This is a genomic window from Bacillus sp. TSO22 (assembly GCF_020223595.1).
Taxonomy (GTDB): Bacteria; Bacillota; Bacilli; order Bacillales; family Bacillaceae; genus Bacillus; species Bacillus inaquosorum.
This window is the reverse complement of the sequence record NZ_JAHAWO010000001.1, coordinates 214,579-230,050: the sequence shown is the minus strand read 5'-3', so window position 1 is coordinate 230,050 and position 15,472 is coordinate 214,579. Positions and strand designations below refer to the sequence as shown.

Below are 15,472 nucleotides of genomic sequence, written 5' to 3'. Positions count from 1 at the left end.
ATTAGTTTAGTTCAATATCTCCAGATGTTGTACGAACTTTTAAATGGTTAGATGTCCCGCTATCACCTACATAACCTACAATACGGTGCTCTGATTTTTCTTTATACAGGATTTGATCGAGATTGACCGCGGCATCACCGGAGTCAGCCTGAAAATCCACTGCCAAGGATGCAGGTTCTTTCTGATATTCTACGGACACACTTCCGCTCGTAGTGACGATGTCGATTTCTTCGTTCTGATTATCCTGAAGAAGATTAATATCCCCGGAGGTTGTCTTATAGTTCACCTTTTTAGCTGATGTGTCGCTGCTTTTTATTGATCCGCTTGTTGTCTTTACCTCACCTTGGCCGAATGAATTTTGGTCAGCTTGAATATCTCCGCTCGTTGTTTTTAACGTTAGCTCGTTTTTGATGCGTGTATTCTTCACCTCAATATTTCCTGATGTAGAGTCAGCAGCTGATTGATCCGTTTGCGCATTTTCTATCAGAATATCGCCAGAGGTTGTCGTTACGGTTATCTCATCATACTTCTTTTCCGGAATAGTGATTGTGATTTTCATATCCTTTTCGCTGCCCCACGGTATAAAAGAGATAATATTCTCGCGTTCTTTTTGATTGATTTTTAATGATTTTCCATCCTGGCTCACATCGAACAGCTTTTTGCTTTTATCACTGGCTTTTCCTTCAGCAGCTACCTGAATATCATCCGTTTGCCCGCTTTTGACCTCTGTATTCATGGAGGTCGTTGTTACCTTAATTTTTTTAATATCTGAAGCATCATATGTTTCGGCAGCTTTCACCTCATCTATTGTAAAATCCGAGGCAGCTGCAGAGATAATAGCTCCGATTACCCCGACTGCAAATACTGCGATCAATCCTATTATGATCTTTTTCATGTCTGCGCCCCCGTCACCAGCTTTAGATTATATCTGATATATCGTAAACTCATGCCATACAGCAGCTTGCCTAAGTGCCACAGTCCTATACACAGGAGCAGCCCCAGACTCCCAAACACGAGTGATAAAAAGAACTCCAGCATCATGTGCGTATTCATTTGAAACATCACCATGCCGACAAAAATGATCGGTGACACAGAAAGTGCAAGCGCCGCCCCGCATACTCCCACGTACACTCCTAAAATGCCAATAGCCGGTCCCAGCACGAAAATCATATTTAAGAAGCTTATCGCTGCTGCTGAACATACCATGTGAAAGAGGTTCTTTTTAGGGCGCTGCTCTGCTAAAGCAGTTTCCGTGACATCTTGCATCAATTCCTTTGCAATTTGTTTTGGGGAGCCGAGTTCCCTGATGATGTCCGCTTCTGGCCTGCCTTCTTTGATCCCTTCGGTAATATGTTCTTCAAAATCAAATAAGACCTCATTCCGCTCTTTTTCTGAAAGCGGCTTTAACGCTTTACTCAACTCCTGCAAAAACAGTTCTTGATTCATCGTTCTCCTCCCCTTGCCGTATCAATGATTTGATTGACAGATGCTGTGAACTGATCCCATTCTGCCAGCAGCAGTTTCATTCGCATGAAACCAAGCTTTGACATCGTGTAATATTTTCTGGCAGGCCCTTCGGAAGACGGCGCCATATATGTTTCTAAATACTCTTCTTTCGTCAGTCTTCTGAGAAGAGGATATAAGGTGCCTTCAGCAATCGCCATGTACCTGGAAATGTTTTGAGATAGCTCATATCCGTATTGGTCTTTTTCGGATATTAATACAAGCACACATAGCTCTAATGCTCCCTTTTTAAATTGAGCATTCATCATAAAATCCTCCCTGCGGCATTTTGTTTACATTTTCCACCACTTACCCATATGGTAACATCTACTACTGAACATTACAAGGTACTGAACCATATCTACTAAGAAAAAAAGAAAAACCGGAGAGAGCTCTCCGGTTTTGTTTCTCTTATGACTGTTTTTTCAGGCGGATCACATTCCAGGAAAGCGGCGTGAAATGGGCGGTTAAGCCGTTTTCGCTGACAGACGATGTTCCGTTGGAATGCGGGACGACATTTTTTCTGTTATGCTGGTTTGTCGCTTTGATATCCTGATGCTCGAGTACGATGTGCTCTGCGATTTGATAGGATTCAAAACCTCTGAGCGAAATCTCCGTCTCCATCTGATCCTCAGCTTTGTTTACCGCAAAAATGGTGAGTGTTTCTTCCTCTTCGGCGTACACAACAGCGGCATCAACATATGGCACATCAGTAAAATCTGAGCAGTCGTACTTCGGAGAAGAAATAAGCGGTTTCAGTGACTCGCCCCTTCCGTAAACAGAAGCATGCATGTACGGATAGAAAATCGGCTGTCTCCATGCTTCCCCGCCTTTTTCTGTCATGATCGGCGCGATGACATTTACAAGCTGTGCAAGACACGCGATTTTCACACGGTCTGCGTGCTGTAGCATTGTAATGAGCAGAGAGCCGACCAATAAGGCATCTTCAAAATTATAAATATCCTCTAAAATCGGACGCGCAGTAATCCACGGCTCGACTTTTTTATCAGCCTCATTTGAGTGATACCAGACGTTCCATTCATCCAGAGAGAGATTGATTGTTTTCTTGCTGCGTGTTTTTGCTTTTACATAGTCACAGGTTGCAGCGACAGATTTAATAAAATGATCCAGATCCATGGAACGAGCCAAGTAGTTTGGCAGATTGTTATCCCGGTTTCCGTAATACGTATGGAGAGATATATAGTCGACATGCTCGTACGTATGCTCCAGCACCTTCGCTTCCCAATCAATAAAGGTCGGCATGCCGCTGTTTGAGCTGCCGCAGGCAACAAGTTCAATTGATGGGTCAACCCACTTCATGACCTTTGCCGTCTCTGCGGCAAGCCGTCCGTATTCGTCAGCTGTTTTGTGGCCGATCTGCCATGGGCCGTCCATCTCGTTTCCAAGGCACCATGTCTTGATGCCGTACGGCTGTTCATAGCCATGCGATCTTCTTAAATCACTCCAGTAAGAGCCCTTCGGGTGGTTGCAGTATTCAACGAGATTTCGGGCGGCATCTATGCCTCTTGTGCCGAGGTTGACCGCCATATTGACCTCAGTGTTCACCTTTTTTGCCCAAGATAAAAATTCATTTGTTCCCACTTCATTGGTTTCTGTCGTTTGCCATGCCAAGTCAAGCCGTCTCGGGCGGTTTTCGACAGGCCCGACTCCGTCCTCCCAGTTGTATCCGGATAAAAAGTTTCCGCCCGGATAGCGGATAATCGGAACCTGCAATTCTTTGATCAGCGACTGCACATCCTTTCTAAACCCGTCTTCATCCGCTTCAGGATGATCAGGCTCATATATGCCTTCATATACCGCACGCCCCATATGTTCGATAAACGAGCCGTAAATCCGTTTGTCTACTTCACCGATTTTATATTCTTTGTCTACAATCATTCGCGCTTTTTTCATCACACGTTTCCTCCTTCATTAACCTTTGACTCCCCCTACCGTCAGGCCGGAGATAAAGTACTTTTGGAAAAACAAGAAAATGATAATGACCGGCAAAATCGCAAATACTGAGCCGGATATAAGCATGTCATAGTTGTTGCCATAAGGGCTCAGCAAGCTGGACAGCCCAATTGGAAGCGTAAACATTTCTTTCGACCGAAGCACAATCAGCGGCCATAGGAAGTTGTTCCAGCTGTTTAAGGACTGAAGGATAATCATCGCGCCGAAAGCCGGTTTCATCAGCGGCGCCATAATCCTGAAAAAGATTCCGAATTCCGTACAGCCGTCCATCCTTGCAGAGTCCAGCAGATCCCTTGGCAGACCGAGCGCATATTGCCTGAAAAAGAAAACAGCAACAGGTGAAACGATGAACGGCAATATGACACCTGTATACGAATCAATCAAGTGCAGCCCGACAGTAAGCTTAAACAAAGGAAGCATCATCACTTCAAGCGGAACCATCATAATAATCAGCACAAGAACAAAGATGATACTTCTGCCCTTAAAATCATAAACCGCAAGCCCGTACCCGATCATCGAAGAAAAAAACAGAGTGAGCACGGTCGTGAAAAGCCCAAGCACAAGACTGTTAAAAAACCATTTGAAATAAATGCTGCCGCCGTTAAACAGAAATGTATAATTATCAAGACTCATCACTTTAGGATCAATGTCAAGATTCAGCCCCACACGCAAAAGTTCAGATGACGGCTTTAATGATCCTAAAAGCAAACAGAAAATCGGAAAAATATACAATAGGCTCAGCATAATAAAAAACAGGGTCAGCGCGATTCTGTAAACGCTAAACTGAGGACTGTGCCGCAACATTTATCCTTCCCCCTTAAACGAGCCTGACAGCTTTAATGAAATCAGGCTGACAACAAGGATCACAATCAAAAGCACAATGCCGATGGCCGCTCCGTATCCCATTTCATTGTAAGCAAGCCCCTGCTGATACAAATATCCGACAAGCGTCAGACCGATATTACCCGGGGAATTATTTTGCCAAAGGACGTAGCTTTCCTCAAACATCCTGAATCCGCCGATGATGCTGATGGTCAGCACATATACGGTTACAGGCTTGAGAAACGGCAGTGTGATGTGCATAAATTTTTTCATCGTATTCGCGCCGTCTATATCAGCGGCTTCGTATAGCTCTTTCGGCACATTTTGCAGGCCGGCCAAAAAGTAAAGAATGTTGATTCCCATCCATCTCCACGAAGCAAGCAGCACCATCAGAAACATGCCGGTATGTTCATTGTTCATCCAGTTCTGAGGTGAAAAGCCGAGTTTGAGTAAGATGGAATTGGCCAGCGACGTTTCCATTTCTCCGAAGATCAGCCGAAAAATGATCCCCGCCACTATGGTAGAGGTCAATGCCGGAATGAATAGCGCTGATTTGAATATATTTCTGAATTTGACCAGCTTTGAATTCAGGAATATGGCCAGAAGCAATGGGACAGGAATCAGCACAATCAGCGTCCAAAAGGTGTATTTCAGCGTATTCCAAAGGGCGGTATAGAACGTCGGATTGTTTAGCGCAGTGTAATTTGACAATCCGACAAACGTCACCTCTCCCGGCAATATTCTTTGAAAGCTCATGATGAAGACGCTAATGATGGGGTATAGAAAAAATACGAGAAAGGATAGAACGAATGGCGCTGTAAACAGATAGGGCGCCGCTTTTTTCGAATAAAAAAGATCTCGCCAGCCTGATTGTTTCGCAGCTGAAGGAACGGGATGAACCGTTCCCGTTTTCACAGGTTTCATGAGAACCTCCCCGCTTTCACTTTTTGAATGGGATTCTATTTCTGTTTCAGTTCACCTGCCGCTCTGTCCAAGGCTTGTTTAGGCGTTTTTTGCTGAGATTTAAGTGCGTCGAACAATACGCTTCTGTTGACAAGGTCTGAAGCCTTGGCAAAATCCTCATGTAAATAAATCGGATTGATTTCATCCTTGATATCGAGCAGCACAGAAAAAATGCCTGTTCCGTTTTGGAAGTAATCCGTGTATTTGTTTTTCTCTTTTAATTCCTTGGAGCTCCAGACATCCCAGCGAAGCGGATCAAACCCGAGTACGCTCCAGAGCTTTTTGTTTCCTTCTTTAGAGCCCTTCGCAAAGGCCAAAAACTCTTTTGCTAATTCAACATGCTTAGCTTGCTTCGGCACAACAGTTGCCGTACCGCCCAAACCTGCCGAACGGTCGCCTCCCTCTTTCCATGCCGGGAGCGGCCGGATAGCAATCTTCCCTTTCAGATCAGGCATATAATCTATGAATCTTCCCATATACCAAATCGGCATCAAGACTGAAGCGGCTCCGCCTTGGTTCATAAAGCCGTAGTATTCTTCACTGTGATGCCCCCCGCCCGGCGCAGGAATCATCGTTTTATCATTGATCATGTCTTTTAAATATTGAAGTGTTTTGACGTTGGTGTCGTTATTGAGGATCAGCTTGCCGTTTTTATCAAAATAGCCTGAGTTTTGCTGTGAAATCATGGATAAGAACGTTCCGGAATCATTTGTTTCCACCGTTCCCATCGGCTTCCCGGTCACTTTGCGCACTTTCTGCCCGGCTTTATGGTAATCATCCCACGTTTTAATATCATCAGGATTGACGCCGGCTTTTTTCATAACATCCATGTTATAAAACATGACTGTCGTCCCTACATGAGTATCCAGCCCGTAAAGCTTGCCGTTTTTGCTGTACAGGGTAAGCCGCGCCTCTACGAATTTATCGCGGTCCTTTTCAATCAGCGGAGACAGGTCGGCAAGCGGTATGTCAGAGCCCTTCAAAAAGTTTGAAAAACGGGCCAATTCGACATCGGCAATATCAGGGACGCCTTCTCCCGCGATTAAGGAGATAGACAAGTTATCGTGCATTTGCCCATATGGATAAACGACCGTATTCAGTTTAATTTTGCGGTCAGGATATTTTTTGTTCCATTCCTTCACCATTTCTACATAAAACTGCTCATGAAGTCCGTTAAATGTCCAAAAGGTCAGCTCAGTTTCACCCGATTTTCCGGATGATCGTTCTGCTGAACACCCAGCAATGAATAATGTCAGCAGCATCATCAGCACAAGAAAACAGGCAGTCATTTTTTTCATCTGCGTTACCCCTTCCATTCGAGGTGCGGGCTATTCATATAGACCATGATTGATCAGCGTTTTGTTTTCATTGATAATTCTTAAACCGGTGCAGCGGTCTCTTAAGGTGTGGGCGTGTCTAAAGGCATTCTTGACGGAATCCTGCCCGACACCGATTTCGTCAAAAGACGCAGGGCCTCCGGCTGATCTCAGCCAATCGGCCAGCACTTCTCCTTCCGGGAGCGTTTCATAAGCCGATTGAATGGCTTGGCGCCGGTGCTGAGAAAATTCGTTCAGCCCGTCATCCAGAGCGAGCTTTCTGTATGTGTCTGTTAATAAAACAGCGGCACATCCCACCTTTGCCCCATGAAGAATCTGAGGCCGGTTTTTCTCCATTAATTCCATCTCAATCCAATGTGAAATATGATGCTCTCCGCCTGATGCCGGGCGGGAATGATCTAAGGCCAGCATGACAAGCCCAGATACAATTAAAGATTCCATCAAAACCCGTATGCCTGTTTCCGTTTTCATCGCAATGTCTTCTGTGTGTTCGATACAGGCATCAAGCGCCTCCTGAACGAGCTTAGCCCCTGCTGGCGAATAAGGCTCGCCGGCAAGATGGCGGGATATTTGCCAATCAGCTAAAGACGTTATTTTACCGAGCATGTCGCCAAATCCTGCCGCCACCATTGACTGGGGTGCCGCTTTTAATAGATCCAGATCAGCAAACAGCGCGGACGGAGCCTTCGTTTGGATGGTTGTTTTCGTACCATATAAAATAAGAGGCGCCCCGGCTGATGTAAATCCGTCTACAGATGGAGCAGTCGGATAAGAAATAAACGGCAAATCCCTCTGAAACGCTGCAAAGCGCACGATATCATGAATTGTACCCGAACCGACAGCGATCATGACATCCGTTGCTTTTTTCGTATGGACCAGGACATGAATGAGCGACCGTTCATCAGCCGTCACATCTCCGGCTTCATTTTCCGGAATGATCAGGCACTCGGCCTGAAATCCTTCTTGATTCAGTCGGTTTTCCAGATCAATTCCCGCAATGCGGTGTGTATTCGAGTCGCAGACAAGAACGATATGCTTACCGTTTTTTCTTTTGACATAATCCAATAACGGATCAGCTGCTTGTTTATCGAGAACAATTTCTTCAACTTCTATAGGAAACGTTTTTTCTCCGGCGTTGTCAAAAGCACGCTGAACGTCAGCTGCGATATGATTCATAGCAGAATCCCCTCCTCAGCCAATTTGGTTACATCTTTAATGGACTCCAGCACGTAATCCGGCGAGTACAAACGCTGTTCACCCGGTTTCGCAGAACCAGTAAGCACTAAGGCGCTTTTCATGCCATAAAGCTTCCCCATCGCAATGTCTGATTCAATGCTGTCCCCGATAATCATGCATTCTTGTGCGGACAGCCCCATTGCTGTACAGGCAGCCTCCGCCATCAGCCATGACGGCTTTCCGACAACAAGCTCCGTCTTCGCTTGAGCGGAAGCCTCTATCGCCCCAATCATTCCGGCCACATCGATGGCATTGCCGTCTTCGTTCGGAAAAGAGCGGTCTTTGTTCGTAGCAATAATACGCGCTCCGCCTGCGGCCGCCTGAAAGGCTTGATTTAAATCTTCGTACGTGAGCGTTTCGTGAAGGGAGATCACAAGCCAATCCGCTTCCTTCGGTTCGTTCGCGTGCTGCACGCCGGCCAGCCTCAGCTCGTCAACCAAGCCTTGTTCTCCGAGCACCCACACCTTTGAAAACCGATAATGGTTTTTCAGAAAAGCTGCTGTCACGCTTGACGACAGAACAATGTCATTTACGTCCGCATCAATCCCCGCGCCGAGAAGCTTTTTTCTGCACATGGCACGGGAGATATTCCCCCGATTGCTCAAAAAGACGATTTTCTTCCCCATTTCCCGAAGTGTACTGATCGCTTCTCTTGCCCCTTCAATCAGTTCATTTCCTCTGAATACAGTACCGTCCAAGTCAATCAGCATGCCGGCCGGTGACACCACGGAATCATGACTGGCCATAATACGCATTTGCTCCGTGTTTTCGATAAAAATGCTTTTCATGAAGGACTGTATTGATTGGGTTTACATCCTTGTTCAGCATAATGGAGTGATAGGCCATTTCCGCAACTGTTTCTAATACAACTGCGTTATGAATGGCATTTAAGGCATCCGTGCCCCAGCAGAACGGGCCATGATTATTCACGAGCACACCCGGCACCTGTTCGTAGTTATGATGCTGAAAGGTTTCCGCTATGACTTTTCCTGTATTCAGTTCGTAGTCATGAATGATTTCTTCATCGTACATTTCTCTTGTACACGGAATCGCACTGTCAAAATAATCAGCATGTGTCGTGCCTAACGGCGGTATGTCTCTGCCCGATTGCGCCCAGCTAGTCGCCCATTGAGAATGGGTATGGACAATTCCCCCGATGTTCGGAAAGGCTTTGTACAAATAAACATGAGTAGGTGTATCTGAAGAAGGCTTGAGCGATCCTTCGACGACCTCTCCTTCAAGATTCAAAACAACCAAGTCATCAGCTGTCAGGTCGCTGTATTCGACTCCGCTAGGTTTGATAACAATTCTTTCTTTTTCACGGTCGATGCCGCTGACATTTCCCCATGTAAAGGTTACCAGCTGATGCTCTTGAAGCTTCAGGTTGGCAGCCAGCACTTCTTTTTTTAATGTTTCAAGCATGCTCTATCACCCTTTATGAATTCTTTTTGGCGGCAGTTGAAAATTGAAGATTTTTAATTGTTTTCAGACGCTTCATGACATGGTTTTCTTTTCCGAAATAGTGAACCAGCTCTTTATATTCAGCGTATAATTTTTCATACACCGCAGCGTTTTCGGCGTTTGGCGAATAAGAAATATCTTTCAGTTTTCCCATGTGCGCCGCTGCCTCTTTGATGTCGTCGTATCCGCCGTTTTCTTTACCTGCGGCAAGCGCGCCGAAAATGGCAGATCCTAAGGCAGGGGCTTGCGGGGAACCAGAGATTTTAATGTCCATGTTTGTCACATCCGCATAAATCTGCATGACAAACGGGTTTTTCTCAGCTATTCCGCCGGCTGCGTACAGCTCCTCGATCGGAACTCCGCTTTCTTTGAACGTTTCGATAATCATCCGGGTTCCGTAAGCTGTCGCTTCAACTAGCGCTCTATAAATCTCTTCAGGCTTCGTCAGCAGCGTCATGCCAAGCAGCATTCCTGTTAAATCAGCATCAACAAGAGTTGAACGGTTTCCATTCCACCAATCCAAAGCAAGCAGACCGCTTTCACCCGGCGCTTGAAGGTTTGCCTTCTCGCTCAGCAGTTCATGAATGCCAATGTTTTTTTCCTCTGCTTCCTCTTGATACGCTCGCGGGACACATGTTTTCACAAACCAGTCAAAATGATCGCCAACACAGGACTGCCCGGCTTCATATCCCGCATAGCCGGGAAGAATCCCGTTATCCACGACACCGCACATACCAGGCACGATATGCACCTCTTCGCCTAGAAGAACATGGCACGTTGAGGTTCCCATAATCATCAGCATTTTCCCTGGCTCTGTGATGCCGACCGCCGGCACGGAAACATGGGCGTCAACATTGGCAACCGCAACAGCCGTCCCCGGAAGAAGGCCTGTGAGCTGTGCCATTTTTTCTGTCAATTCGCCGGCTTTTTCGCCCACTGGATGAATAGAACCTGCTAATTTGTCTTTTGTAATCGTTTTCATTAAAGGATTTAATTTGTCAAAGAAATCATCTGACGGATATCCCGCTTTTTCACTCCATATCGCTTTATACCCCGCTGTACAGTTGCTTCGCTTGAGTGAGCCGCACAGCTGGTACACGATCCAGTCCGCAGCCTCGATGATCCGGTCAGCCGCTTCATAAATGTGAGGCGCTTCTTCGGCAATTTGCATGACCTTCGGAATCATCCATTCAGAGGAAATTTTGCCTCCGTACCGCTGTAAAAAAGCTTCTCCTTCTTCCTCCGCGATTTGATTGAGCCGATCAGCATGTTTTTGGGCCGCATGATGCTTCCAGAGCTTCACATAGCTGTGCGGCTCCTCTTCATATTCCGGCAGCATGCATAACGGCTGTCCTGCACTGTCAACAGGCAGGATCGTACATGCCGTAAAATCAATTCCGATCCCGACAATGTCTTTCGGTTCAACCCCCGTCTGTTCGAGTAATGACGGAATGGTTGTTTCCAAAACTTCGAGGTAATCAGCCGGATGCTGCAGCGCCCAGTCGCGCGGCAGCTTTTGACCCGTTTTTGGAAGGACGGTATCAATGACAGCATGCCTGTATTCTTTTACAGCAGCCGCCAGTTCCTCCCCTGTTTGGACATGAACGAGCACCGCTCTTCCTGATAAAGTTCCAAAATCAACCCCTATTGTGTAAGCCAAGTGACATCCCCCTCTCTACTTTTGAAGCCGGTAAAGCGCCTCGTTCCATTTTAATTCGTGTTTCAGCTTGTGAATTGTCGTATCACGGGAAATGAGAACACTTTCGATCCCCGCCATTTCCGCCCAATCGAGCATTTGCTCCGCTGTCAGTTCATAAGACAAGCAGGTATGGTGTGCGCCGCCGGCTAAAATCCATGCCTCCGCCGCTGTTTTCAATGACGGCTCCGGCTTCCAGAGAACACGGGCCACAGGCAGATTCGGCATCTCTTTTTCAATTTCCTGGCCGTTGACCTCATTCAAAACAAGGCGGAAACGCCCGCCGATATCAACAAGGCTAGCTTGAATGGCTGTACCGCTGATCCCGTTAAACACAAAACGCGCAGGATCCTCTTTGCCACCAATAGATAGCGGATGAACCTCGATTTTCGGCTGATCCAAAGCGACAGTCGGACACACTTCAAGCATGTGCGAGCCCAGAATCATTTCATTTCCCGGTTCAAAATGATACGTATAATCTTCCATGAAGGACGTTCTTTTTCCTTCAGCCATGATTTTCATCATCCGCACAAGAGCCGCTGTCTTCCAATCTCCCTCGCCGGCGAACCCGTAGCCCTTCTCCATCAGGCGCTGAACGGCAAGTCCCGGCAGCTGTTTCATTCCGTGCAGCACTTCAAACGATGTTGTAAAAGCTGTGTATCCGCCTTGTTCAAGAAAAGCGGTTAAGCCAAGTTCTATTTTCGCCTGTTCCTTAATGGACGCTACTTTTGCTTCGTCACGTTTTGTTTCCTCACTGATCACATAAAGCCTGTCATACTCCGCATAGAGTGTGTCAACCTCGTCGTCCGTAATGCGGTTCATCACTTCAACAAGGTCTCCGATGCCATATCCGTCAACCTGCCAGCCAAATTGAATATGCGCACCCACCTTGTCTCCGTCCGTTACCGCGACGTGACGCATGTTATCTCCGAATCTGGCAACCTTAATATGTCTGCTTTCATTTAATGCAGCCGCCGTATCCATCCACTGGGAAATCTCTTTCTTCACTTCTTCATCATCCCAATAGCCGGCGACGACTTTCCGGTTCAGACCCATTCGCGAGTTGATGTAACCGTATTCACGATCGCCATGTGCGGATTGGTTGCTGTTCATAAAGTCCATATCAATCGTACCCCACGGGATATCGCGATTATATTGAGTATGCAGATGCATAAGCGGTTTTTGGTAAGAGGAAAGGCCTTCTATCCACATTTTTGCAGGAGAAAATGTGTGCATCCATGTAATGATGCCGGCGCATGTCTCACTGAACTCCGCTTCCCTTAACAGCTGTCTGATGGTTTCCGGTGAAGTGACGACGGGCTTATGCGTGATTTTATATCTGGAAGAAACCCCGCTGAGCCCCTCACAAATGCTTTTCGCATGCTGATCCACCAGTTCCAGCGTCTCTTCCCCGTATAGGTGCTGGCTTCCTGTTACAAACCAGAATTCATAATCCTTTGTCTGAAGCATGTAAACTGCCCCTTTCACATAAAATAAAACGCTTTCAAACACGAAAAAGATACGTACTAATGACGAAAAATAAATCAATAACTATTAATTTGTACGAACAATTTTATTATAGTAATTGACTATTATACTGTCAATCTTTTCTTTTAAAAAAGCCGGGCGCAGCCCCGGCTTTTTCATTCAATAGGAAGGCCAGCCCGAGCTCCAATTCAAATCATTGATGAGAAGCTTCGGAATGCCGTTGTCATTGGCGTCATAGGCATGACGAACAAGAATGTTTCCATTTACAATATCCTGGCCTCCGGGACCTTTCCATTGGTCGTTTCCGGAATCCAAAATGGTGCCCCCGCCATCCAGCATGCTTTTTCCGCTTTTATCAAGATAAGGGCCTGTAATGCTTTTAGATCTTCCGTAAGCAATTTTGTACGTACTGTTTACTCCGTCACAGCATTTATCAAATGAGACCATTAAATAGTAATAGCCATTTTGATACGTGAGAGTAGGAGCTTCCAGTGCCCCGCCATTATTCGGTCTGGCTGCAATCGAATAGAGCGAGCCTGTCGGCTTCATCGTACTCTTATCTAGCTTGGTCAGCTTAATCCCGCTCCAAAACGAGCCGAATGCAAGCCACGGGTTGCCATCCTTGTCAAATGTCAGCTCCGGATCGATGGCGTTATAATTATTGGAGCTTGTCGAACGGATTACCAAGCCTTCGTCCTTCCAGCTTCCCGAACTGATGCTTGTTGAAGATGCCAGTCCGATGGCAGATGTATTGCTTCCAAAAGAAGAGACTGAATAATACAGCCAGTACTTACCGTTATAGTATTGGATATCCGGCGCCCACTGGTTTTGGCCGTAATTCGGCACATAATTGGACCACCACGATAGCGGTGTGCTGAAAATGGATTTTTGTACGGTCCAGTTTTTAGCGTCCGAAGACTTCAGAACCCGCAGTCCCCGTTCTTCAGTAAGCCCTGTTCCAAGCGCGTACCACGAACTTCCCTCTTTGATCATAGTCGGGTCGTGAAGCAGCTCATTGGATGCCCCCCAAAATGCGGCCTCTGCTTGAGCAGCGGAAGTGAATATCAGTCCTGCAGCCAGAGCGGCGCTCGAAAAGCGAAAGAAGCGTTTCCATGTTTTTTTCATTTTTAACTTGTCTAACCTCCTTTAAATTAGAAAGCGCTTACAAATAAAGATTGTTTTATCCTCCCTTCCTTACAAATGAGCTGCGTATCGTATGTCATCATATTCAGGAAATTTTCGGTATCTTCTTTATTGTAGTCACTCTGCTGTAATTTGTACAGACAAAAAAATAGAACCCGCCCTAACAGGCGGATTCCTCCGTATCTTTATTGGTACGTAATCTCATCAACCGTTTTTCGGTCTAACTTCTTAATGACTTCTGTAATTAATTTTACCGCGTTTTCATAATCGTCACGGTGCAGCATGGCCGCGTGCGTATGAATGTAGCGGGTAGCAATGGTAATGGACAGTGCAGGAACGCCATTTGCTGTCAAATGGATGGCCCCCGAGTCAGTGCCGCCGCCGGCAATGGCATCAAATTGGTACGGAATGCCCGCTTCCTCTGCAGTAGCGACGACTATATCACGCAAGCCTTTATGAGAGACCATGGATGCATCGTAAATGATAATTTGCGGGCCTTTACCCATTTTGCTTTGCGCTTCTTTCTCGGAAATGCCAGGCGTGTCTCCTGCTATCCCTACATCAACACCAAACGCAATATCAGGCTGAATGGTATGCGCAGCCGTTTTCGCTCCTCTGAGGCCGACTTCCTCCTGCACGGTTCCAACGCCATACACCATGTTTGGATGATCTGTGTTTTGTAAATTTCTTAACACATCAATGGCAATCGCACAGCCGATACGGTTGTCCCATGCCTTCGCCAATAAGAATTTTTCATTATTCATGACCGTAAATTCAAAATGAGGAACAATCATATCTCCCGGGAGCACGCCCCATTCTAAGGCTTCTTCTCGGCTTGACGCTCCAATATCAATAAACATCTCTTTTATTTCTACTGATTTTTTTCTCGCTTCAGGAGATAAAATATGCGGTGGCTTAGAGCCGATAACCCCTGTGATGTCCCCTTTTTTCGTTACGATGGTAACACGCTGGGCCAGCATGACCTGAGCCCACCAGCCGCCAACGGTTTGGAAACGGATAAAGCCTTTATCAGTGATTTGTGTCACCATAAAGCCGACTTCGTCCAAATGTCCAGCAATCATAATTTTCGGGCCGTTTTCCGCACCTGTTTTTTTGGCAATTAAACTGCCCAGCCGATCTGTTGTGACCTCATCAGCAAATGGTTCTATGTATGATTTCATCACTTGCCTTACTTCTCTCTCATTGCCCGGTATGCCTTTTGCATCTGTTAAATCTTTCAGCATGGTCAATGTTTCATCTAATTTTGCCATGTTCTAAAAACCTCCTTCATCAGTCCTGCATTCTTATTATACAAAACCTGGCGCTAACCATACGACTATTTCACTTGAAAATCGGGTATATGTTTTTAGAACTTTCTTTAGAAAAAGTGAAACCTTTTTCTATGCTCTTCGTATTACATCAGATCATCACAATAAGGGGGGTGCCTTCACACAATGTTTGTCATGGTTCTAAGGATTATATTGCTTGCACTTTTTGCTTATTGTATTTATGCCGCGGTCAAATATGTCGCGAATCCAAAAAGAAGGCTCAAGCTGGCCCAATCAAAAGAACATTTTTATATTATCGATGAACAGAACAATACCCGAAAAAACTTTCAGCTGACGTATAAAGGCGTGCTTTTTGAAGGAGAAAAGCATATTCCTTCCAAGGATCATCCGCTATTTATCCACACGATCTTTGTCTGGACAGAATCTCCTGAGAAGCTGAAGCATTTCTCTGTAAAAGATTTTGAAAACATTGAAGAAAAAGTGCTGGATCGATATCCAAATTGTAAGATTGACTGGGACCAGCCCATTAAACTCGCAAAAAAAGCAGAAGAGCGCTAAAA

The 15,472-nt window shown here is 46.0% G+C and carries 15 protein-coding genes; 1 reads left to right on the top strand and 14 read right to left on the bottom strand.

The window, feature by feature from the left end; genetic code table 11:
* Position 1 precedes the first annotated feature (1 nt).
* The 14 genes from KHQ79_RS01230 to KHQ79_RS01165 all read right to left on the bottom strand — a co-directional run bounded on the left by KHQ79_RS01230 (position 2) and on the right by KHQ79_RS01165 (position 14,894).
* Positions 2-895 carry a DUF4097 family beta strand repeat-containing protein gene (locus tag KHQ79_RS01230; protein ID WP_225514058.1) on the bottom strand — a complete coding sequence of 298 codons (894 nt, stop codon included), beginning with the start codon at positions 893-895 and terminating at the stop codon, positions 2-4.
* Positions 892-1,446, bottom strand: coding sequence for an HAAS signaling domain-containing protein (locus KHQ79_RS01225; RefSeq protein WP_060399243.1), 555 nt, complete (start codon positions 1,444-1,446; stop codon positions 892-894). The genes KHQ79_RS01230 and KHQ79_RS01225 overlap by 4 nt, the downstream gene beginning before the upstream one ends.
* Positions 1,443-1,769 (bottom strand): PadR family transcriptional regulator, encoded by a 327-nt coding sequence (locus KHQ79_RS01220; RefSeq protein WP_019259126.1) that lies wholly within the window; start codon positions 1,767-1,769, stop codon positions 1,443-1,445. The genes KHQ79_RS01225 and KHQ79_RS01220 overlap by 4 nt, the downstream gene beginning before the upstream one ends.
* Before the next feature lie 145 nt (positions 1,770-1,914).
* Entirely contained in the window at positions 1,915-3,417 is a 1,503-nt protein-coding gene (abfA, locus tag KHQ79_RS01215) for an alpha-L-arabinofuranosidase AbfA (protein ID WP_100275563.1), read from the bottom strand.
* An 18-nt stretch (positions 3,418-3,435) separates the two neighbouring features.
* Positions 3,436-4,281: an arabinooligosaccharides ABC transporter permease AraQ gene (gene araQ / locus KHQ79_RS01210; RefSeq protein ID WP_003237708.1), complete on the bottom strand. Its 846-nt coding sequence runs from the start codon at positions 4,279-4,281 to the stop codon at positions 3,436-3,438.
* Positions 4,282-5,223 (bottom strand): arabinooligosaccharides ABC transporter permease AraP, encoded by a 942-nt coding sequence (gene araP, locus KHQ79_RS01205; RefSeq protein ID WP_003237710.1) that lies wholly within the window; start codon positions 5,221-5,223, stop codon positions 4,282-4,284.
* 35 nt (positions 5,224-5,258) lie between these two features.
* Positions 5,259-6,560 (bottom strand): arabinooligosaccharides ABC transporter substrate-binding protein AraN, encoded by a 1,302-nt coding sequence (araN, locus tag KHQ79_RS01200; RefSeq protein ID WP_019259130.1) that lies wholly within the window; start codon positions 6,558-6,560, stop codon positions 5,259-5,261.
* A 30-nt stretch (positions 6,561-6,590) separates the two neighbouring features.
* Complete coding sequence (gene egsA, locus KHQ79_RS01195) at positions 6,591-7,775, bottom strand: sn-glycerol-1-phosphate dehydrogenase (protein WP_225514057.1); 1,185 nt, start codon at positions 7,773-7,775, stop codon at positions 6,591-6,593.
* Entirely contained in the window at positions 7,772-8,590 is an 819-nt protein-coding gene (locus KHQ79_RS01190) for a sugar-phosphatase AraL (RefSeq protein ID WP_225514258.1), read from the bottom strand. The genes egsA and KHQ79_RS01190 overlap by 4 nt, the downstream gene beginning before the upstream one ends.
* Positions 8,568-9,257: an L-ribulose-5-phosphate 4-epimerase gene (gene araD, locus KHQ79_RS01185; RefSeq protein ID WP_003222433.1), complete on the bottom strand. Its 690-nt coding sequence runs from the start codon at positions 9,255-9,257 to the stop codon at positions 8,568-8,570. Before araD ends, KHQ79_RS01190 begins: the two co-directional genes overlap by 23 nt.
* 13 nt (positions 9,258-9,270) lie before the next feature.
* Positions 9,271-10,956, bottom strand: coding sequence for a ribulokinase (gene araB, locus KHQ79_RS01180; RefSeq protein ID WP_225514056.1), 1,686 nt, complete (start codon positions 10,954-10,956; stop codon positions 9,271-9,273).
* Positions 10,957-10,971: 15 nt separating this feature from the next.
* On the bottom strand, positions 10,972-12,462 hold the full coding sequence (gene araA, locus KHQ79_RS01175; protein WP_060399249.1) for an L-arabinose isomerase: 1,491 nt from the start codon (positions 12,460-12,462) through the stop codon (positions 10,972-10,974).
* A 177-nt stretch (positions 12,463-12,639) separates the two neighbouring features.
* A complete protein-coding gene (gene abnA, locus KHQ79_RS01170) occupies positions 12,640-13,605 on the bottom strand; it encodes an arabinan endo-1,5-alpha-L-arabinosidase AbnA (RefSeq protein ID WP_225514055.1) in 966 nt (321 codons plus the stop codon).
* 203 nt (positions 13,606-13,808) lie between these two features.
* Complete coding sequence (locus KHQ79_RS01165; RefSeq protein WP_148982138.1) at positions 13,809-14,894, bottom strand: M42 family metallopeptidase; 1,086 nt, start codon at positions 14,892-14,894, stop codon at positions 13,809-13,811.
* Positions 14,895-15,077: 183 nt separating this feature from the next.
* On the opposite strand from KHQ79_RS01165, the gene ysdB reads away from it, so the two are divergent.
* A complete protein-coding gene (gene ysdB / locus KHQ79_RS01160; RefSeq protein ID WP_225514054.1) occupies positions 15,078-15,470 on the top strand; it encodes a sigma W pathway protein YsdB in 393 nt (130 codons plus the stop codon).
* Positions 15,471-15,472 lie beyond the last annotated feature (2 nt).